The organism is Streptomyces sp. NPDC096176 (genome assembly GCF_044763255.1).
Lineage (GTDB): Bacteria > Actinomycetota > Actinomycetes > Streptomycetales > Streptomycetaceae > Streptomyces.
Genome location: NZ_JBIWFV010000003.1, coordinates 259,077 through 276,498 on the forward strand (window position 1 = coordinate 259,077; position 17,422 = coordinate 276,498).

The following is a 17,422-nucleotide window of genomic DNA, read 5'->3' on the forward strand; positions in this document are numbered from 1 at the left end:
GTCACTTCCCGGAGAGGAGATCGAGGCCGCCGCGCCGGCCGAACAGACGCGGAATGAACAACGCGAGGGCGATGAGCGTGATCGACCCGACGAGCATCAGCGTGCCGACCGCGTTGATGGTCGGCTGCACCCCGAAGCGGATGGCCGAGTAGATGCGCACGGACAGCGGCTGCGGATCGACGCCGGTCGTGAAGTAAGCGAGCACGAAGTCGTCAAAGACCAGCGCGAAGATCAGCACGGCAGACGCCAGAATGCTGGGCAGCAGCGCGGGGAGGGTGACCAGCCGCAACGACTGCCACCGCGTCGCGCCGAGGTCCATCGCGGCCTCCTCCACCTCCGGGTTCAACGCCGCGATCCGGGAGCGCAGGATGACGGTCACGTACGAGATCGAGAAGGTGATCTCGGCCAGCATCACCGTGCCCGTGGACAACGGGATTCCGATGCCCTTGAAGAGCAGCATCGCCGCGACGCCGGTGACGATCTCGGGAGTGACCAGCGGAACAAGCATGATCAGGCCGGCCAGGGAACCGAGGCGGCTGCGGCAGCGGACCAGGCCGAGGGCGAGCGTCACGCCGAGGATCAGCGAGCCCGCCATCGCCACCAGGGACACCCGCAGACTCATGCCGAGCGAGTCGAGCAGCACCTGGTCCCGGAAGAACGCCCCGTACCAGCGCAGGCTGAAGTCCTTGAAGACGGTCAGCGACTTCTGCGAGTTGAACGAGAAGAGCACCACCACGCCGATGGGCAGATACAGCAGTGCGAAGAAGGCGGCGGTGACGGCGATCGCGAACCGCGGCTTGCGGTCGGTGCCGCGGCGCGCCCTCCGGGGGGCGGCGGAACGGGACCTCATCGGACCGCCTCCGCCTCGTCCTTGCGGGTCCGCCGCAGGTAGCCCAGCATGCCGAGGAAGAGCACCGCCATCATCAGCATGGTCAGCGCCGAGCCGAGCGGCCAGTTCTGGCCCTGGAAGAACTTGTCCTGGATCAGGTTGCCGATCATGATCTGGTCGGGACCTCCCATCAACTGGGCACTGACGAAGTCGCCCATGGCGGGCAGGAACACGAGGACACAGCCGGCGGCCGCGCCCTGTCGCGTGGCAGGGAGCGTGACGTGGAAGAAGGTCCGCAACGGGCCGCCATAGAGATCGCGTCCTGCTTCGATCAGGGACACATCCATGCGCTCCAGCGCGGCGTACAGTGGGATGATCATGAAGACGACAAAGCCGTAGACCAGCCCAGCCACAACTCCCGTCCCGGTCTGAAGGATCTTGGTGCCGTCGCCGACGAGCCCGATCGCACGCAGCGCCTTCAGCAGCGGCCCGTCGTCCGACAGGACCACCGACCAGCCGTACATGCGCACGAGGTAGTTGGCGAAGAACGGCACGACGATCGCGGCGATCAGGAGCGTCTTGAAGCGTCCGCCGTGCAGGGCGATCGCGTAGGCGACGGGATACGCCACCACCAGACAGATCAGACAGGTCAGCAGTGCGTATCCGAGTGAGCGCACCATCACGGACCGGTAGGCCGGTTCGGCCAGTGCAGCGAAGTTCTCCGGATTGAAGCCGAAGCGGGGATTGCCGAGCGGGTCGGTGGTACCGAAGGCCAGCGTGGCGACCAAGGCCAGCGAGCCGATGAGGAAAGTGGCCATCCACAGCGTGCCGGGCAGCATCAGCACGGTCCACAGACGGTTGCCCGCGGCGGAGGGGCCGGAGCGTGCGAATGATGCCGCAGTGCCCTTACCGCCGGGTTCGCCGGCGTGCTTCTCGGGAGGAAGTCTGTCGGTGTCGGTGTCGGTGTTGGCGTCGGTGTCGGTGTTGGCGTCGGTGTCGGTGTCGGGGGCGGGCCGCGCCGGGCCCCCTGGCATCTGACGGGCCATGGCGTCAGCCGGCTTTCACTCGGGTCCAGGCGGCGTCACGGGCCCGCTCGCCCTGCGCGTCGCCGTTGCGGAAGTACAGGTCGTCCTTGAGATCGCCGGGTGAGACCACACACTCGGGAAAGGGCTCGACCAGCGCCGTGTAGATGTCCTCTGTTCCCTTGACCGGCATCGGGTAGCCGATGTACTCGATGTTCCTGCGGACGCTCTCCGGCCGGAGCATGTAGTCGATGAAGAGCATCGCCGTGCCGGGGTGGGGGGCGTCGGACGGTATCGCGTAGCAGTCGGAATTGATGGGCGCGCCTTCTTTCGCCACCTGGAAACCGAACACCGACGGGTCCTCGGCCTGGTTCAGCATGGCGGCCATGTCGCCGCTCCAGGCCTGCGTCATGACCGCGTTGCCGGTGAGCAGGTTGTTGTAGCTGTCGCTCGAGAACCCCCGCAGATGCGGACGGAGCGAACGCAGCGTCTCGGTGATCTCGCCGAGGCCGTCCGGGTCTGTGGTGGAGACGTCGAGGCCGAGTTTCAGCGCGGCCATGCCGAGGACCTCGTCACGGTCGTCGAGAACGAAGACACGGCTCTTCGCGCGCGGTGACCACAGGTCGTCCCAGGAGCCGGACAGCTCGTCGCCGATCTTGTCCTTCCGCCAGCCGATGCCCGTCTTGTACATGGTGAACGGCAGAGTGTGACGCGATCCGGGGTCGTACCAGGGATCGGCGAAGTAGTCGTAGTGGGCGAGCACGGCGTCGGCGTTGTGCAGCCGGGAGTGATCGATACGGCGCAGCCGGCGTCCGTCGACGAGCCGCTGGGCCCACTTGGCGGTCGGGAAGATGATGTCGTAGCGGTTGCCCGCGTTGAGCTTGGCGGCCATGCCTTCCATGGAGTCGAAGTTCGACTGCACGACCTTCACGCCGTACTCCTTCTCGAACCCGGCGAAGACCGCCGGATCGACGAAGTCGGCCCAGTTGAAGTACACCAGGTCGCCGTCGACCTTCATCTCGATGGGTTCGTCGCGGACCTCCTGGGAGGCCGGGGCGGCGGAGGTGAACCCGCAGCCGGCCGAGGTCGCGCCGAGACCGAGCCCGACGGCCGCGGCGGAACCGGTGCGCAGGAAGGATCGGCGGGACAGGGGGAGTGCCTCGGGGGACATCGGTGGTCCTCTCCGTGGGGTCCGTGCTGGGGACGGACACGGATTAGGTGAGCGGGGGCCCCTGTGCGCACGTGGGGCGGCGTGGGTCGTGCGGGACCTGGGAGCCGGCGCCGGTCGGGGGCGGTGCCGTTGTGGACGCGGCTCGACATCGGGTGCGGTGTTGTGCCGTGAGGGGTGAGGGTGGGGAAGCCGGTGTGCCGGGGCGGGCGGCGTCGCCTGTGGCAGCGGCTCAGGCCGTGACGTCTGCGGAATCGGCGGTGAGATCCGCCCGTACCCGTCCGGCGAACCAGCCGACCGCCGACTCGCGCCGGGACAGCGGACCCGGTTCGAATCCCGGGGTGGTGAGTCCTTTCTGTACGCGGGCCACGAGCTCGGCGTCCTCGTCGTTGGTGATCCAGCCGATGCGGATGTTGAGCCGCCGCGCGATGCGGGTCCGCAGCGAGGTGCCGCGCCGGGTGTAGAACGCGCCGGGTACGGCGACGCGGTCGACGCCCGTGGGGATCGCGGTCCAGGCAAGCACATGGTCGGGGTAGAAGTCGATGAGTGTGTTCGGATAGATCACCGCGTACCGCCAGACCCGGCGGTCGGCCTCGGTCAGGCCGGGCATGGGAGCGGCGATGCGCTGGTAGAGGCGCTCGGGCCAGTTCGACGAGGGCTTGTCGCGCAGCGGGGAGGCGAACAGCGCGTAGGCCTCGTCGATCTCGCAGGTGTAGCCCTGGTAGTCGAGCAGCCGCATCAGGCCGGGGTGGGCGACTGGTACGTGATAGCCCTCCAGGTAGTTGTCGACGGCCACCTTCCAGTTGGCGTGCTGTACCTCGGCGCCGTCGAGGTCGTGGATACGGCTGCGGCCCACCGGCACCAGGTCGGTCCCCGCGTAGTGCCCCACGGCCTCGGCGAGTCCGGCGCACTGCTCGGCGAGCGGCACGGCGCCGGGGTCGTGGTTCACGAAGACGAAGCCGAGGAACGACTCGACGCGGACCGGGAAAAGCCCGAGCTTCGGCTTGTCCAGGCACGGGATCTGCCGGGCCTCCGGGGCGCCGACGAGCCGCCCGTCGAGTTTGTACGTCCAGCCGTGATAGGGGCAGCGAATGGCCTTGCCGTCCGGCTCGGGCGCCGAGACCAGGCGGGTGCCGCGGTGCCGGCAGACATTGAGATGAGCGGCGAGACCGCCGTCCTCGGTGCGGACGACCAGGACCTCGCGGCCGGCCGCGGTCGCGGCGAGCCGGGCGCCCGGGCCGGGCAGGTCCGACTCGTGGCACACGAGCTGCCAGGACGTGGCGAAAATGTGCCGGTTCTCCTCGGCGGCCACGGCCGGGTCGGTGTAGTAGCGGGCGGCCAGTGCCTCGCCGGGGGAGGGCGGGGCGGCCTCGGTGGCCGGGGGCGGGGGAGGGCCCGGCGGTGCGGCGGGGGCGGGCCCCGTGGTCGCGGGAGCAGTGACGGGGGATTTCGCGTGCATCGGCTGACTCCAAGGTGAGCGCCCAACGCTGACTGATTGGTTAGTTAGCCTGAGGATCTGGCCTGTTTCTTGTCAAGGGTTGCGTGCTGACTAATCAGTTAGTTAGTATTCCGGTTGTCGCCGCGACGGGCCAGCCGCCGTACGCGGCCCGTCCCGGGCGTACCGCCCGGCCTCGCCGCGACCTGTCACGGCCCTTTGCCCCTACTTCTCCCTCCCTTCTCGCGGTGCCCGAGGCGCCCGGCACTTCCGGGCACCCGCCGGCGCCCGGCACTTCCGGGCACCCGCCGGCGCCCGGCACTTCCGGGCACCCGCCGGCGCCCGGCACCCCCGGGCCCTTCGGCACCCCCAGGTCACTCCCGGCATCGACCGGGTTCCGGACACCTCTCCCCGGAGGCACGCATGAGCGGTCGTCGGAGTCTGGTCTGGCTCGGCCTCACGCCCGAGCCGGAACGGGAACTGCCCGCGAACGTGGCGGCCCTGCGCAGCCCGCCGACGGCATCCGCCGCCGAAAACCGCCGGGTGCAGCGTCTGATCCTGCACGGCAGCGAACGCAGCTGGCTGCAGTACCTCGCCGAAGTCACCGACCTCGTGACCGCTGTCGCGGACGGCACCCGGCCGGGCGACCGCCGCGCGGCCCGGATTGCCGCCGAGGTGGTCCTCGACCACCACCACATGCTCATCGGCTTGCCGGGCAGCGCCTACGCCCGCACGGCCCGACAGCGCCACGCCCTGGAGTCGGCGCTCCGCGCCCTGCGCGCCGGTGACCCAGCCGACCACCCCGCCACCCCACACCCCGGAGAGCGCGCATGACCACGACGCGAGCCCTCACGCTGATGCGGACCGCCGTCCGCTCCCTGATGCCCGCCGTCCGCCCCATGACCGAAGTGCACGGCCACGGTCCTGTGCCCGGGCCCTGCCGGGGCTCCGTAACCGAAGTGCCCGATCACGGCCCGGTAACCGAGGCGCCCGCCCACCTCAGCACGGTCCTCGGTACGCGGCCCGACCGCCTCGAGACCGCCGCCGCGTACATCGCCCTGGGCGGATACGGCGCGGCCACCACTCCCGACGCGTTGCTCGGGCACCTTGCCGCGACCGGGCTGCGCGGCCGCGGCGGTGCCGGCTTCCCGGCCGCCACCAAGCTGGCGGCCGTGTGCGACGCCGGCGGTGCCCCCGTCGTCGTCGCCAACGGCGAGGAAGGGGAGCCCGGCTCCGTCAAGGACCGCTGGTTGCTCCGGGCCCGCCCCCACCTCGTGCTCGACGGACTCACACGAGCCGCCGCCGTCGTGGGGGCCCGGCGCGCGTACGTCTACCTCGCCGACCCCCTCGCGGCCGTTCGCGTGCGACGTGCCCTCGCGGAGCATCCGCCGCCCCTGCCCGTAGAGGTCGTCGAGACCGAGCACACCTATGTCGCCGGCGAGGAGACCGCGGTGGTGCGCCGCATCAACGGCGGCCCGGCGCTGCCGCTTGCCAAGCCGCCCCGGCCCTTCCAACGAGGCGTCGGCGACGAGCCCACTCTCGTCTCCAACGTCGAGACACTCGCCCGCATCGCGCTCATCGCCGCCCGCCCGGATCTCGGCCGCCGGATCGCCGACGCCACCCTGATGACCCTCTCCGGGGCCGGCGCCGCCCCCCTGCTCACCGAGGTCCCCTACGGCACCACGCTGCGCAGCCTGGCGATCGCCCACGGCGGCTCGGACGTCCACGCCGCGCTCATGGGAGGTCTGTTCGGCGGTCTCGTCGCCGAACGCTCACTCGACCTGCCGGTCGACCCCGGCCGCCTCGCGGACGCGGGCACCGCCCTGGGCTGCGGCGCCGTCCACTTCCTCGGCCCGCACGACTGCCCCGTCACCGCCGCCGCAGAGGCCGCCGCGCACCTCGCCGCCGAGAGCGCCCGCCAGTGCGGTGTCTGCGTCGCCGGCTCGGGATCGATCCGCGACGCCCTGCAGAGGCTGTCCGCCGGGACCGCCGCGGACGACGTCGTCGGCGCGCTGGGGCGCTGGGCCGCGGGGTTGCCCGGCCGCGGCGCCTGCGGCCTCCTCGACGCCGCAGCCGGCACCGCGGGCAGCCTGCTCCACACCTTCCCCGCCCTTGTCGACGCCCACCTCGCCGCACCCTGTCCCGCCTGCGCCGCTGCCGCCGACACGTCGCGAGCGCATGCGGGTGCAGACGCGGAAGCACATCCGGCGACCCCCGTCCCCCGCCTCACCGTCCCCGTGCCCGAAGTGTCTGAAGTGTCCGACACTCTCCCGCCCGTCCCCGTCCCCACGGCCGCGCCCGCCCGCCGTCCCTGAGACGGACCGTCGAAAGGACCACCGTGAAACTCCTTTTGGACTCCACCCGGTGCCAGGGCTACGGCCTGTGCCGGGAACACGCCCCCGACCGGATCGAACTCGACGAGTGGGGCTATGCCTCCGTCGTCGCCACAGACGTCCCGCCCGGCGAGGAGAACGCCGCCCGCGCCTGCGCCGACAGCTGCCCCAACTCCGCGCTCCGGCTGGAGAAGTGACATGCCCCGCCGTGAGATGGCCCGCACCCCCGGCCGGGACCTGACGTCCCTCTTCGACCCCAAGTCCGTCGCCGTGGTCGGCGCCAGCGACGACCCCGCCAAGTACGGCCACGCGATCGCCTCCCAGGCCCTGCGCGCCCCCGGGCGCCGCCCCGTCCACCTCGTGAACCGCCGCGGCGGCACCGTGCTGGGCCGTACCGCGGCCACCAGCGTCGCCGCCATCGGCGAGCCGGTCGACCTTGCCGTCATCTCCGTTCCCGGTGCCGGGTTCGAGGCAGCCGTCGACGACGCGCTGGCGTGCGGCGCCCGCGCCCTCGTGGCCATCACCGCCGGGTTCGCCGAGACCGGCGCCGCCGGCCTCGCCCGACAGCACGCGATCACGGCCCGCGTCCGCGACGCCGGAGCCGTCCTTGTCGGCCCCAACTGCCTCGGCATCGCCGACAACACCACCGAGCTGTATCTCGCCTCCGACACCTTCGCCCCCGGCGGTGTCGCGCTGCTCAGTCAGAGCGGCAACCTCGCCCTCGAACTCCAGCTCCGGCTCGCCCCGCACGGCTCCGGCTTCTCCCGTTTCGTCTCCCTCGGCAACCAGGCCGACATCACTCTCGTCGATCTCGTCGACGACTGCGCCCACCACGACGGCACCTCCGCCATCGCCGTGTACGCCGAGGACTTCGGCGACGGCCGCGCGTTCGCAGAGGCCGCTGCCGCCGCGGGCAAGCCCGTCGTGCTGCTCACCGCGGGACGCGGCACCGCGTCCGCCCGCAGCGCCCAGTCCCACACCGGCGCCCTGACGACCTCCGCCGACGTCGTCGCCGCCGCCTGCCGCGACGCGGGCGTCCACCTCGTCCACACACCCCGGGAGATGACGGTCGTGCTGGCCGCCCTCGACGCCCAGCGACCCGGGGCCGGGCGGCGCACCGCGATCCTCACCGACGGCGGCGGCCACGGCGCGATCGCCGCCGACGCGGCAGAAACCGCCGGACTCGACGTCCCCGAACTCGGCGAGGGCACCCAGAACCGACTGCGCACCGTGCTGTGGGAGCAGTCCGCCGTCGGCAACCCCGTGGACCTGGCCGGCATGGGCGAGCAGGATCCCCGCTCGTATGCCGCCACCGCCGGCGCCCTGCTGGCCACCGACGAGACGGACGCGGTCCTCATGACCGGCTACTTCGGGGGCTACGCCGCCTCGGCGGGCGGTCTCGGCGGCGGCGGAACGGCCCTGTCCGAGGGCGAGGTTCGGGCCGCCCGAGAGATCGCCCGGCTGCGCTCCGAGCGCCCCAAACCCCTCGTCGTGCAGTCCATGTACCCCGCGTCACCCAGCTGCCGGATCCTCGCCGATGCAGGCATCCCCGTTTTCGGCGCCACCGAGGACGCGGCGCGCGCACTTGCCGCGCTCACCGTCACCGAGCCCGCCGGGTCGACCGGGATCCCGCCGCTGCCGCCGCCCTCAGTGCCCCTGACCGATCCCGGCTACCACTCCGTCCGGACGCTCCTCGCCGCCGCCGGCGTACGCTTCCCCGCAGCCCGCGAGGTCACCGACGAGGCCCAACTCCTCTGCGTGGCAGCTGAGTTCGACGGCCCGTACGTCCTCAAGGCGCTGCACGTGCTGCACAAGTCCGACGCGGGCGGTGTCGCCCTGCGGCTGCCCGACGCGGCCGCGCTGCTGGCCGCGTACCGGGAGATGCACGCCAGGCTCGGCGCGCCCTCCTACTCGGTCGAGGCCATGGCCGACCTCACCGACGGCGTCGAGCTGATCGTGGGCGTCGACCGGGATCCCCGCTTCGGCCCCGTCGCGATGGTCGGACTCGGAGGCATCCTGACCGAGACCCTGCACGACGTCGCGTTCGCGCTGGCTCCCGTACCACCGGCGCGCGCGGAGGGGTTGCTGCGGGGGCTGCGCACCGCCGGGCTGCTCGCGGGTGTCCGCGGCCGGCCGGCAGTCGACATCGCCGCGGCCGCCGACGCCGTCGCCCGTATCACGGAAGTCGCAGCGGCCCACCCCGAGTTCGCCGAACTCGAGGTCAATCCCCTCCTGGCCCGCCCGGACGGCGTGCTCGCCCTGGACGCCCGCGCCGTACTCGCCTGACCAGCCTGACCAGCCTGACCAGCCGTAATCGCCGTACCGCCTGACCCGCCCGACCACCGTCACCCACGCCCCGAAGGACGCCCATGGACTTCCGTTACTCCCCCCAGCAGGCCGATCTCAAGGCCCGGGCCGCCGCCTACTCCCAGCGGCTCATGGAGTACGAGAACGAGTCGGAGGAGGCCGGCGGACCGCTGCCCGCCGACACCGTTCGCGAGCTGACCCGCGAGGCCATCGACGCCGGCGTGTTCGCGATCAACATGCCCGCGGAGTGGGGCGGCGCCGGACTCAGCCTGCTCGACCAGGTCATCGTCGAGGAGGAGTTCGGCAAGGTCACCAACTGCCTGTGGGACATCCCCTGGCGCCCGGCCAACGTCCTGGCGTACGGCACACCGGCACAGCGCGAGAAGTACCTGCTGCCCGTCATCCGCGGTGAACGCTTCGACGCCTTTGCCGTCACCGAGCCCGGCGCCGGATCGGACCCCGGCTCCGGCACCAGCACAGCCGACCGGGTCGAGGGCGGCTGGCTGCTCAACGGTGAGAAGTGGTTCGTCACCTGCGGCGACATCGCGGACTTCCTGCTGGTGCAGGCCGACGCGGGACCCGAGCGGCAGCCGACGCTCTTCTTCGTCGACAAGCAGGCGCCGGGCGTGCGGATGACCCGCGTGCCGCGGTTCATGCACTCCGCTGTCAACGGCCACCCGGAGTTCGTCTTCGAGGACGTGTTCGTCGCCGACGAGGACGTGCTGGGGGGCGTCGGAAACGGCTACGAACTCACCAAGGAGTGGTTCACCGACGAACGGCTCATGATCGCCGCCCGCACTATCGGCGCCGCGGAGCGTGCGCTGGAGCTGGCCCGTGAATGGGCCCTCGAGCGGCGCCAGTTCGGCTCGCGGATCGCCGACTTCCAACTGATCCAGGGCATGCTCGCCGACTGCGCCGTCGACATCGCCGTCAACCGCGCCTACACCCACCAGGTCGCGTGGGAGGCGGACCAGCCGGACACCGACCGCAAGACCCTGCACGCCAAGGCCTCGACGGCCAAGCTCGCGGCGAGCGAGGCGGCCGGCCGGGTGGTGGACCGCTGCCTGCAGATCTTCGGCGGCCGCGGCTACGACCGTTCCTACCCGGTCGAACGTCTCTATCGCGAGCTGCGCGTCGACCGGATCTGGGAGGGCACCTCGGAGATCCAGCGCCTGATCATCGCCAACGAACTGATCAAGCGCGGCACCCGGGCCCTCGCCCTGCCTCGTCACTGATCGCTCCGGCCGTCAAGCCCCACCCCGCCAGCCACCTGCCACCCCCGAGGACCGACATGGACTTCCGCCTCACCGCCCGCCAGCAGGAACTCAAGGCCGCCGCCCGCCGGCTCACCGACGTCATCACGGCGTACGAACTCGACTGCGAGGAGAACAACGGCCTGTCGCCGCAGGCACACGCCGACATCCGCGACGCCGTGCTCGACAGCGGCCTCCAGGCCGTCAACATGCCCGCCGAATGGGGCGGAGCCGGGCTCACCATCTTCGAACAGGCCGTCGTGCAGGAGGAGCTGGGCCGGCTCACCGGCGCCCTGTGGGACATGGTCTGGCGCCCCGCCAACGCCCTCCGCTTCTGCACCCCCGAGCAGCGCGAACGCTTCCTCGTCCCCGTCATCCGGGGCGAGCGCCGCGACTGCTACGCCGTCACCGAGCCGGGAGCCGGCTCCGACCCGCAGAACCTCATGACGACCGCGACCCGAACCGCCGACGGGCAGTGGGTGCTCAACGGTGAGAAGTGGTTCGTCACCGTCGGCGACCACGCCGACTTCCTGATCGTTCTCGCGGCGGCGGGCGAGGACCGGGCCCCGACCCTCTTCCTCGTCGACAAGGACACCCCCGGCATCGAGATGACGCGCGTGCCCCGCTTCATGCACACCTTCGTCTACGAGCACCCCGAGTTCACCCTCACCGACGTGCGGGTCCCGGACGACGCCGTGCTCGGCGGCGTGGGCAACGGCTACGACATCACCCGCTCCTGGTTCACCGAGGAACGCCTGATGATCGCCGCCCGCACCATCGGCGCCGCGGAGCGTGCGCTGGAGCTGGCCCGTGAGTGGGCCGTCGAGCGGCGCCAGTTCGGCTCGCGGATCGCCGAGTTCCAGCTGATCCAGGGCATGCTCGCCGACTGCGCCGTCGACATCGCCGTCAACCGCGCCTACACCCACCAGGTCGCCTGGGAGGTGACCGAGGGCACCGTCGACCGCAAGACCCTGCACGCCAAGGCGGCCATCGCCAAGCTGGCGGCGAGCGAGGCGTCGGGCCGTGTCGTCGACCGCTGCCTGCAGATCTTCGGCGGCCGCGGCTACGACCGTTCCTACCCGGTCGAACGTCTCTATCGCGAACTGCGCGTCGACCGGATCTGGGAGGGCACCTCGGAGATCCAGCGGCTCATCGTCGCGGGCGAACTCGTGAAGCGCGGCACCGGCGTTCTCCAACTCCCGTCCGCCTGAGAGCCGCTGAAACCGGCGGCCCCGGCCCCTCCCGCCGGGGCCGCCACCCCCTCGGGCACGGCCCTCGTCCGGTGCCGTCACTCCTCGCACACGTGCCGCCCCGGGCTTCCGGTGCCGCCGACCGCTCGGAAAGGAGCAACACATGACCGGGACCGAGCCCCTCACCGCAGAACGCGAGCCCGGGCCCTCGGAAAGCCGGGCCCCCGTCGAACGCGTCGGCGTCGTGGGCTGCGGCCTGATGGGTTCCGGCATCGCCGAGGTGTGTGCCCGCGCCGGACTCGACGTCGTCGTCGCCGAATCCGGCGCCAGGGCCGCGGACGCCGGCCGGTCCCGAATCGCCGCATCCCTCGCACGCGCGGCCGCCGCGGGCAAGTTCACCACGATGGACCGGGACGCCGCCCTGGCACGGATCACCGTCACCGACGACCTGGAACGGCTGGCGGACCGGGACCTCGTCGTCGAGGCGGTCGCGGAGGACGAGGCGGCGAAGGTGGAGGTGTTCACGCGGTTGGACGCCCTGGTACGGCGCCGGGACGCCATCCTCGCGACCAACACCTCATCCATCCCCGTCATCCGCCTCGCCGCCGCCACCTTGCGGCCCGAACAGGTCGTGGGCCTGCACTTCTTCAACCCCGTGCCCGTCCTGGCGCTGGTGGAACTGGTGCCGTCCCTGCTCACCGGAGAGACCACCGCCCGCCGCGCCGAGGCCTTCGCCTCCGGCGTGCTGGGCAAACAGGTCGTACGCGCCCGCGACCGGTCGGGCTTCGTCGTCAACGCCCTGCTCGTGCCCTATCTGCTCGCGGCCGTCCGCATGGTGGAGTCGGGAACCGCGTCGGTCGAGGACATCGACCGGGCGATGACGCTCGGCTGCGCCCACCCGCTCGGCCCGCTCGCCCTCATCGACCTCATCGGACTCGACACCACCCAGGCCATCGCCGAGTCGATGTACGACGAGTTCCGCGAGCCCCTTCACGCCCCACCGCCGCTGCTGGCCCGCATGGTCGACGCGGGCCTGCTCGGCCGGAAATCGGGCCGGGGATTCCACACCTACCACTGACCGTCCATCGACCGACCTGCCACTGACCGCACACCGCCCCGTCCAGCCCCCGCGCCGATGCGGGAAGATGGGACACGGCGGAGGCCGGCGCACTCCCGGCCACCGCACCGACAGACCGACCAGGGGAGCACGCACGTGTCCAGCGCCGAACGCACTCGCGAGACACGCGAGCGGATCCTTGTCGCCGCGATCGAAGTGATCGCAGAGGTCGGCTTCGAGAAGATCCGCATGCGCATGGTCGCGGAGCACGCCGGGGTCTCGACGGCGCTGCTCCACTACCACTTCGAGAACCGCGAGAAGCTCTTCGCCGAGGCGATGACGCACTCCTTCGCCCACACGAGCACCGAACTCGAACGGGACGCCGACTCGGTGCCCGCTTCCGTCATCCTCGCCCGCATCCTGCACAGTCTCCTGCCGACCGACCCGGAACTGCGCCAGGACTGGCGGCTGTGGCAGGAACTGTGGGTACGGGCACTGCGCGACGAGACCGCCCAGCGCCTGGCCGTCGACCTCTACGACCAGCTGCACACCTGGGTGGGCCAGGCCCTCAAGCGCGGCATCGATGCGGGCGAGTTCGCCGACTTCGACGTCGACGCCGTCAGCACCACACTGCTCGCCCTCTGCGACGGTTTCGGCATTCGACTGATGCTGGGCGACCCGCGGGTCACCGTCGAGTCGGCGCAGGCCGTGATCTGGGCGACGGCAGCCAGGGAGCTGAAGGTCGCCCCGGAGTTCCCGCAGCTGTGATGCCTTCGACGACGACCACGGAGGCGGCGCCGCTGACGGAGCCCAAGTGCGCGGGCATCATCGCGTGAGCCCTGGGTACCCGCCTTCTCGTCACCGACCGCGCGGCGGAAAGCCCCCGCGTGACGGTCGAGCGGGAGGAGGCACAACGATGAGCATGGTGAAGGAAACCGTGGACGTGGACGTCCCGCTTCACACCGCTTACAACCAGTGGACGTTGTTCGAGGAGTTCCCCCAGTTCATGGAGGGTGTCGAAGAGGTCAGGCAGATCGACGACCGGCACAATCACTGGACGACGAAGATCGGTGGGGTACGCAGGGAGTTCGACACCGAGATCATCGACCAGCTGCCCGACGATCGAATCGCCTGGCGTACCATCAGCGGCGACACCCGCCAGATGGGCATGGTCCGCTTCCAGCCTCTGGACGACAGCCACACCCGTGTGGAGCTCGTCATGGACGTCGAACCCCACGGTATGGCCGAGAAGGCCGCCAGCGCGTCCGGCATGATCGACCGACGCGTCAAGGGCGACATGAAGCGTTTCAAGGAGTTCATCGAGCACCAGGGCGGAGAGTCGGGCGGCTGGCGCGGCCGCGTGACTCCTGGGTGAGCGCCGGACCGTAGGACCTGACGCACGTGCCGGGGTTCCCACCGCGCGGTGGGAACCCCGGCACGCGTACGGGGGAGGCGGCTCCAGGCTCGGCTGTCAGGGGCTGTCGCCCTCCCAGTCGAATCGCCGCGCATCCGCGATACGCGGCCCGTACAGTGCCCGACCGCCGGCGCCGTAGCGGCCGAGTTCGGTGGGCAGGGCCGCGCCTTCGTGGAACTGCCCGGCCGTCCAGCCGGTGACGTCCAGCAGCAGCCCGTCGAGCGGCCCGCCGACCAGTTCGACGTAGGCGCGCCCCGGTCGGGGCCCAGGATCCGGATCGTCGTGATCGGCTCCGTAGACACGCCCCCGCATGATCTGCTCGTCCATGCATGGAAGCATCGCAGCCACCACTGACAGAGCGGTGAGCTCCGGGTTCAGTGCCGTCGCGGCCGCGACGGGAACAGGACCGTCACCGATGGACGCGTTCCGCTGTCACAGACCGTGGCGACGATCGCCCGTCGCCAGTACGCCGACGCGTGCTTCGTTCTCCGCCGAGAACGGGTTCCGGTAGGCGGCCACCGCCTGCCGGGTCTCCTCCGCGATCAGGTCGGCGTTGATCTGGGCGGCTGCGGCAGCACCCGCCGCCGCGGCCGCGCCGACCTGGGCGGCCGGGTCGGTGACGTTGCCCGCGACCCACACCCCGGGAGCCTCGGTACGGCCCCCGGCGTCGCACGGGATGTGCTCACCGGCCCCCGACGGGTGCTGCTCCGGCCGCAGCCCGAGGTCCGCCAGGAATCCGGCGCGCGCCACCATCCGCGGCGCGACCGCGACGGCTTCGCGGCCGACGACCGTGCCGTCGCTCAGTCGTACGCCCACGAGCCGGTCGTCGACGATCTCCAGTGACGCCACCTCGCCGTCCACCACGCGGATGCCGCGGGCGGCCAGTTGCTCCGCCTGCTCGGCGGTCGGCGGAGCCGTGGTGTGGGAGAAAATCGTGACGTCGTCGCTCCACTGCCGGAACAGCAGCGCCTGGTGAACGGACAGCGGCCCGGCGGCCAGCACTCCGATGGCCTGGTCGCGGATCTCCCAGCCGTGGCAGTACGGGCAGTGCACCACGTCCCTGCCCCAGCGGGCCCGCAGCCCGGCAATGTCCGGCAGCTCGTCGACCAGACCGCTGGCCACCAGCAGCCGGCGGGCCCGGACGGACCTGCCGTCGGCCAGCGTCACCTCGAAACCTTGCTCGGAGGGTTCCCCGCCGTGACGGGTCACCGCGGCGACCTCACCGGACACCACATGACCGCCGTATTCGCGGGCCTCCGCGCGGCCGCGCGCCAGCAGCTCGGCCGGCCGCATACCGTCCCGGGCCAGCAATCCGTGCACGCCCGCCGCCGGGGCGTTGCGCGGAGCGCCCGCGTCGATCACCGCCACCGACCGCCGTGCCCGGGCGAGCATCATCGCCCCACTCAGCCCGGCGGCCCCGCCGCCGAGTACCACCACGTCATACCCGTCTCTCAGCTGATCGGTCACCTTGACCACCTCCACGACGACCATGCTCGCTTGCCGGTCATGACGGCAAGCGTACTTGCTGTTCTGGCAAACGAATGGGAGGGGTGGGGTCCCGGCCGACCATTCACCGCCGCCGCGCCATGGCTCCGCCGCATCAGCGGGCCGCGTACTTCAAGAACGCAACCTCGGTCCCAGGGCGGGCTGTTGCCATCGCCGCGTCCCGGCGTCATGACTCAGCGGCTCCGGCTACGCCACCGACCGCCGTTCGCCGGCGGGCTGGGTCGAGACCGGCCGCAGGCCGGCCCCCGCTTCCGTGGCTACGGCTGTGGCGCTGCCGAGTACCTACGGCACGGACTGCTTCTTCGAACCCGCCTACCGGCCGGGACGCCATGAGTCGCGGGTATGTCCCCTCCCACCGACCGCCACTGGCCGGCGATGACCGCCGCCCCGGAAGAAGCATGGAGCCACCGCGACGACATCGACATCGAGCCCTGACCGCACTGCCGACGCTGCTTCACTGGCGCCCTGCGGTGCAACGCACCACCCCAGGGCGGGACTTGCGCGGCACAGCCCTGTGGGACCCTTGATCCGCAGTCGCGTGGCCGCGGGGCCCCCGGGCAGGGCGGCTGTGCGAGGGAGCGGGACGTGGAGTGCGGCGGCGGAAACGAGGAACGGTGATGGCGAAGACCTACCGGATCGGTGCGGGGACGAAGGCCGTGAACGCTGTGTTCCGCGCGATGACGCGCCTGGGGCTGGGGAAGGGATACCGGCATGTGCTGACCGTGGTGGGCAGGAAGACCGGCCGTCCGTACGCGATTCCGGTCGACGTCATGGCGGCCGACGGGCGTCGCTGGCTGGTGGCGGCCTACGGAGTCACGAGCTGGGTACGCAATGTGCGGGTGAACGGCGACGTCACCCTCGGCCGGGGTGGCCGCTCGGAGCGTCTGCGCGTCGTGGAGCTGGATGCGCAGCAGAGCGTCCCGGTGCTGAGGCAGTACCTTCGGGAGGTCCCGGTGACCCGTCCGTACTTCGATGTGAACGCGACTTGTACGGACGAGGAGTTCGCCACCGAGTCCAGGCGCCATCCGGTCTTCCTGCTCCTTCCGCCGATGTGAGCCGTGTGAGCCGTGCCGACCATGTCCGGCACGGCTCGGGCATGGCGCCGTTCCGGCCGTTCCGGATGCCGAATGGGCCGCGAGGCCGGACCACCCAATCAGTGGCTGTGTGTGCGGGAGAGAAGCGGCACCGGGCGTGACTGCCCGCCATATGCGCAGGTCGGCGTACGACGCGGACGTGCGGGTACACGCGCACCACCGAGGAGGTTCTATGGCCATGCTGGAACGGTCCGCGACCATCACGAGCCGAACGGGGGACGCGCCCGACGAAACCGCTGACAACGGTTGCCCGCCCGAGAGTTCGCGCGAGCGGGTCAATCGCCGGTGGAACGAAATCCTTCAGGAGACGCGGGTCGCACAGACCGGAGTCCAGATTCTGTTCGGCTTTCTGCTCAGTCTGGCCTTCACACCGGCCTTCCGTGACCTCGCCACCTTCGACCGCAGCGTTTACGTCGTCACCGTGGTACTCGGCGCCTCGGCGACGGGGGCGCTGATAGCACCGGTGTCGATCCATCGCTTCCTGTCCGGGCTGCGGATGAAGCACGAGGTCGTCGAGGCCGCAAGTCGGCTGATGGTCTGCGGCATGGTCCTGCTCGCCCTCACCATCGGCTGCACCCTGCTGTTGATCCTCCACGTCGTACTGCCGAGCCTCCTGGCCGAACTGCTCGTCGGCGGCGTCATGTTGTGGTTCGTACTGTGCTGGTACGTGCTGCCCCTGCGTCTTCGCCGCAAGGCTCAGCGGCGGGGCAGGGGCTGACCTCCGGCGGCCGAAAACGTAGCGCCCAGGGCCTGTCCGAGTGCGACTCGTCGGACAGGCCCTGGGCTCAGACGGAGCGTTGGGCTCAGACGGAGC

Annotated in this window: 17 protein-coding genes; 11 read left to right on the plus strand and 6 right to left on the minus strand. The window is 71.2% G+C overall.

Features of this window, described 5'->3' with window-relative positions:
* Position 1 precedes the first annotated feature (1 nt).
* From ACIQ7Q_RS09895 to ACIQ7Q_RS09910, 4 genes are all read right to left on the minus strand, one after another.
* Positions 2 to 850 carry an ABC transporter permease gene (locus ACIQ7Q_RS09895; protein ID WP_403858466.1) on the minus strand — a complete coding sequence of 283 codons (849 nt, stop codon included), beginning with the start codon at positions 848 to 850 and terminating at the stop codon, positions 2 to 4.
* Positions 847 to 1,875 (minus strand): ABC transporter permease, encoded by a 1,029-nt coding sequence (locus ACIQ7Q_RS09900; protein WP_403858468.1) that lies wholly within the window; start codon positions 1,873 to 1,875, stop codon positions 847 to 849. The genes ACIQ7Q_RS09895 and ACIQ7Q_RS09900 overlap by 4 nt, the downstream gene beginning before the upstream one ends.
* A 4-nt stretch (positions 1,876 to 1,879) precedes the next feature.
* Positions 1,880 to 3,022 (minus strand): extracellular solute-binding protein, encoded by a 1,143-nt coding sequence (locus ACIQ7Q_RS09905; RefSeq protein WP_403858470.1) that lies wholly within the window; start codon positions 3,020 to 3,022, stop codon positions 1,880 to 1,882.
* A 229-nt stretch (positions 3,023 to 3,251) separates the two neighbouring features.
* Positions 3,252 to 4,478, minus strand: coding sequence for an aromatic ring-hydroxylating dioxygenase subunit alpha (locus tag ACIQ7Q_RS09910; protein ID WP_403858472.1), 1,227 nt, complete (start codon positions 4,476 to 4,478; stop codon positions 3,252 to 3,254).
* Positions 4,479 to 4,877: 399 nt separating this feature from the next.
* On the opposite strand from ACIQ7Q_RS09910, the gene ACIQ7Q_RS09915 reads away from it, so the two are divergent.
* The 9 genes from ACIQ7Q_RS09915 (at position 4,878) to ACIQ7Q_RS09955 (ending at position 13,969) form a co-directional block, all read left to right on the plus strand.
* Positions 4,878 to 5,288, plus strand: a complete 411-nt coding sequence (locus ACIQ7Q_RS09915) for a hypothetical protein (RefSeq protein ID WP_403858474.1) — start codon at positions 4,878 to 4,880, stop codon at positions 5,286 to 5,288.
* Complete coding sequence (locus ACIQ7Q_RS09920) at positions 5,285 to 6,769, plus strand: NADH-ubiquinone oxidoreductase-F iron-sulfur binding region domain-containing protein (RefSeq protein WP_403858476.1); 1,485 nt, start codon at positions 5,285 to 5,287, stop codon at positions 6,767 to 6,769. The genes ACIQ7Q_RS09915 and ACIQ7Q_RS09920 overlap by 4 nt, the downstream gene beginning before the upstream one ends.
* Positions 6,770 to 6,792: 23 nt before the next feature.
* Complete coding sequence (locus tag ACIQ7Q_RS09925) at positions 6,793 to 6,984, plus strand: ferredoxin (RefSeq protein WP_403858478.1); 192 nt, start codon at positions 6,793 to 6,795, stop codon at positions 6,982 to 6,984.
* Between the two features lies 1 nt (position 6,985).
* Positions 6,986 to 9,073: an acetate--CoA ligase family protein gene (locus ACIQ7Q_RS09930; RefSeq protein WP_403858480.1), complete on the plus strand. Its 2,088-nt coding sequence runs from the start codon at positions 6,986 to 6,988 to the stop codon at positions 9,071 to 9,073.
* 83 nt (positions 9,074 to 9,156) lie between these two features.
* A complete protein-coding gene (locus tag ACIQ7Q_RS09935) occupies positions 9,157 to 10,329 on the plus strand; it encodes an acyl-CoA dehydrogenase family protein (protein WP_403858481.1) in 1,173 nt (390 codons plus the stop codon).
* 56 nt (positions 10,330 to 10,385) lie between these two features.
* Positions 10,386 to 11,558 carry an acyl-CoA dehydrogenase family protein gene (locus tag ACIQ7Q_RS09940; protein ID WP_403858483.1) on the plus strand — a complete coding sequence of 391 codons (1,173 nt, stop codon included), beginning with the start codon at positions 10,386 to 10,388 and terminating at the stop codon, positions 11,556 to 11,558.
* Positions 11,559 to 11,700: 142 nt separating this feature from the next.
* Positions 11,701 to 12,615, plus strand: a complete 915-nt coding sequence (locus ACIQ7Q_RS09945; protein ID WP_403858485.1) for a 3-hydroxybutyryl-CoA dehydrogenase — start codon at positions 11,701 to 11,703, stop codon at positions 12,613 to 12,615.
* Between the two features lie 135 nt (positions 12,616 to 12,750).
* Positions 12,751 to 13,362: a TetR/AcrR family transcriptional regulator gene (locus tag ACIQ7Q_RS09950; protein WP_403858487.1), complete on the plus strand. Its 612-nt coding sequence runs from the start codon at positions 12,751 to 12,753 to the stop codon at positions 13,360 to 13,362.
* A gap of 148 nt (positions 13,363 to 13,510) precedes the next feature.
* Entirely contained in the window at positions 13,511 to 13,969 is a 459-nt protein-coding gene (locus ACIQ7Q_RS09955; protein WP_403858489.1) for an SRPBCC family protein, read from the plus strand.
* A 96-nt stretch (positions 13,970 to 14,065) separates the two neighbouring features.
* On the opposite strand, the gene ACIQ7Q_RS09960 is transcribed toward ACIQ7Q_RS09955, so the two are convergent.
* Both ACIQ7Q_RS09960 and ACIQ7Q_RS09965 read right to left on the minus strand, forming a co-directional pair.
* Positions 14,066 to 14,335 carry a hypothetical protein gene (locus ACIQ7Q_RS09960; RefSeq protein WP_403858491.1) on the minus strand — a complete coding sequence of 90 codons (270 nt, stop codon included), beginning with the start codon at positions 14,333 to 14,335 and terminating at the stop codon, positions 14,066 to 14,068.
* A 105-nt stretch (positions 14,336 to 14,440) separates the two neighbouring features.
* Positions 14,441 to 15,499: an NAD(P)/FAD-dependent oxidoreductase gene (locus ACIQ7Q_RS09965; RefSeq protein ID WP_403858493.1), complete on the minus strand. Its 1,059-nt coding sequence runs from the start codon at positions 15,497 to 15,499 to the stop codon at positions 14,441 to 14,443.
* 632 nt (positions 15,500 to 16,131) lie between these two features.
* Between ACIQ7Q_RS09965 and ACIQ7Q_RS09970 the strand changes: the two genes are divergently transcribed.
* A complete protein-coding gene (locus tag ACIQ7Q_RS09970) occupies positions 16,132 to 16,569 on the plus strand; it encodes a nitroreductase family deazaflavin-dependent oxidoreductase (protein ID WP_403858495.1) in 438 nt (145 codons plus the stop codon).
* Between the two features lie 211 nt (positions 16,570 to 16,780).
* The gene (locus tag ACIQ7Q_RS09975) at positions 16,781 to 17,326 is read left to right on the plus strand and encodes a DUF6328 family protein (protein WP_403858497.1); all 546 of its coding nucleotides are present in this window, start codon (positions 16,781 to 16,783) and stop codon (positions 17,324 to 17,326) included.
* Positions 17,327 to 17,422 lie beyond the last annotated feature (96 nt).

What these genes read in the sequence shown, in the direction of transcription:
- ACIQ7Q_RS09975 (WP_403858497.1), top strand. Translation starts at nt 16,781, where the DNA reads ATGGCCATGCTGGAACGGTCCGCGACCATCACGAGCCGAACGGGGGAC.
- ACIQ7Q_RS09955 (WP_403858489.1), top strand. Translation starts at nt 13,511, where the DNA reads ATGAGCATGGTGAAGGAAACCGTGGACGTGGACGTCCCGCTTCACACC.
- ACIQ7Q_RS09910 (WP_403858472.1), bottom strand. Translation starts at nt 4,478, where the DNA reads ATGCACGCGAAATCCCCCGTCACTGCTCCCGCGACCACGGGGCCCGCC.
- ACIQ7Q_RS09930 (WP_403858480.1), top strand. Translation starts at nt 6,986, where the DNA reads ATGCCCCGCCGTGAGATGGCCCGCACCCCCGGCCGGGACCTGACGTCC.
- ACIQ7Q_RS09900 (WP_403858468.1), bottom strand. Translation starts at nt 1,875, where the DNA reads ATGGCCCGTCAGATGCCAGGGGGCCCGGCGCGGCCCGCCCCCGACACC.
- ACIQ7Q_RS09935 (WP_403858481.1), top strand. Translation starts at nt 9,157, where the DNA reads ATGGACTTCCGTTACTCCCCCCAGCAGGCCGATCTCAAGGCCCGGGCC.
- ACIQ7Q_RS09920 (WP_403858476.1), top strand. Translation starts at nt 5,285, where the DNA reads ATGACCACGACGCGAGCCCTCACGCTGATGCGGACCGCCGTCCGCTCC.
- ACIQ7Q_RS09970 (WP_403858495.1), top strand. Translation starts at nt 16,132, where the DNA reads ATGGCGAAGACCTACCGGATCGGTGCGGGGACGAAGGCCGTGAACGCT.
- ACIQ7Q_RS09915 (WP_403858474.1), top strand. Translation starts at nt 4,878, where the DNA reads ATGAGCGGTCGTCGGAGTCTGGTCTGGCTCGGCCTCACGCCCGAGCCG.
- ACIQ7Q_RS09895 (WP_403858466.1), bottom strand. Translation starts at nt 850, where the DNA reads ATGAGGTCCCGTTCCGCCGCCCCCCGGAGGGCGCGCCGCGGCACCGAC.
- ACIQ7Q_RS09965 (WP_403858493.1), bottom strand. Translation starts at nt 15,499, where the DNA reads ATGGTCGTCGTGGAGGTGGTCAAGGTGACCGATCAGCTGAGAGACGGG.
- ACIQ7Q_RS09940 (WP_403858483.1), top strand. Translation starts at nt 10,386, where the DNA reads ATGGACTTCCGCCTCACCGCCCGCCAGCAGGAACTCAAGGCCGCCGCC.
- ACIQ7Q_RS09960 (WP_403858491.1), bottom strand. Translation starts at nt 14,335, where the DNA reads ATGGACGAGCAGATCATGCGGGGGCGTGTCTACGGAGCCGATCACGAC.
- ACIQ7Q_RS09905 (WP_403858470.1), bottom strand. Translation starts at nt 3,022, where the DNA reads ATGTCCCCCGAGGCACTCCCCCTGTCCCGCCGATCCTTCCTGCGCACC.
- ACIQ7Q_RS09945 (WP_403858485.1), top strand. Translation starts at nt 11,701, where the DNA reads ATGACCGGGACCGAGCCCCTCACCGCAGAACGCGAGCCCGGGCCCTCG.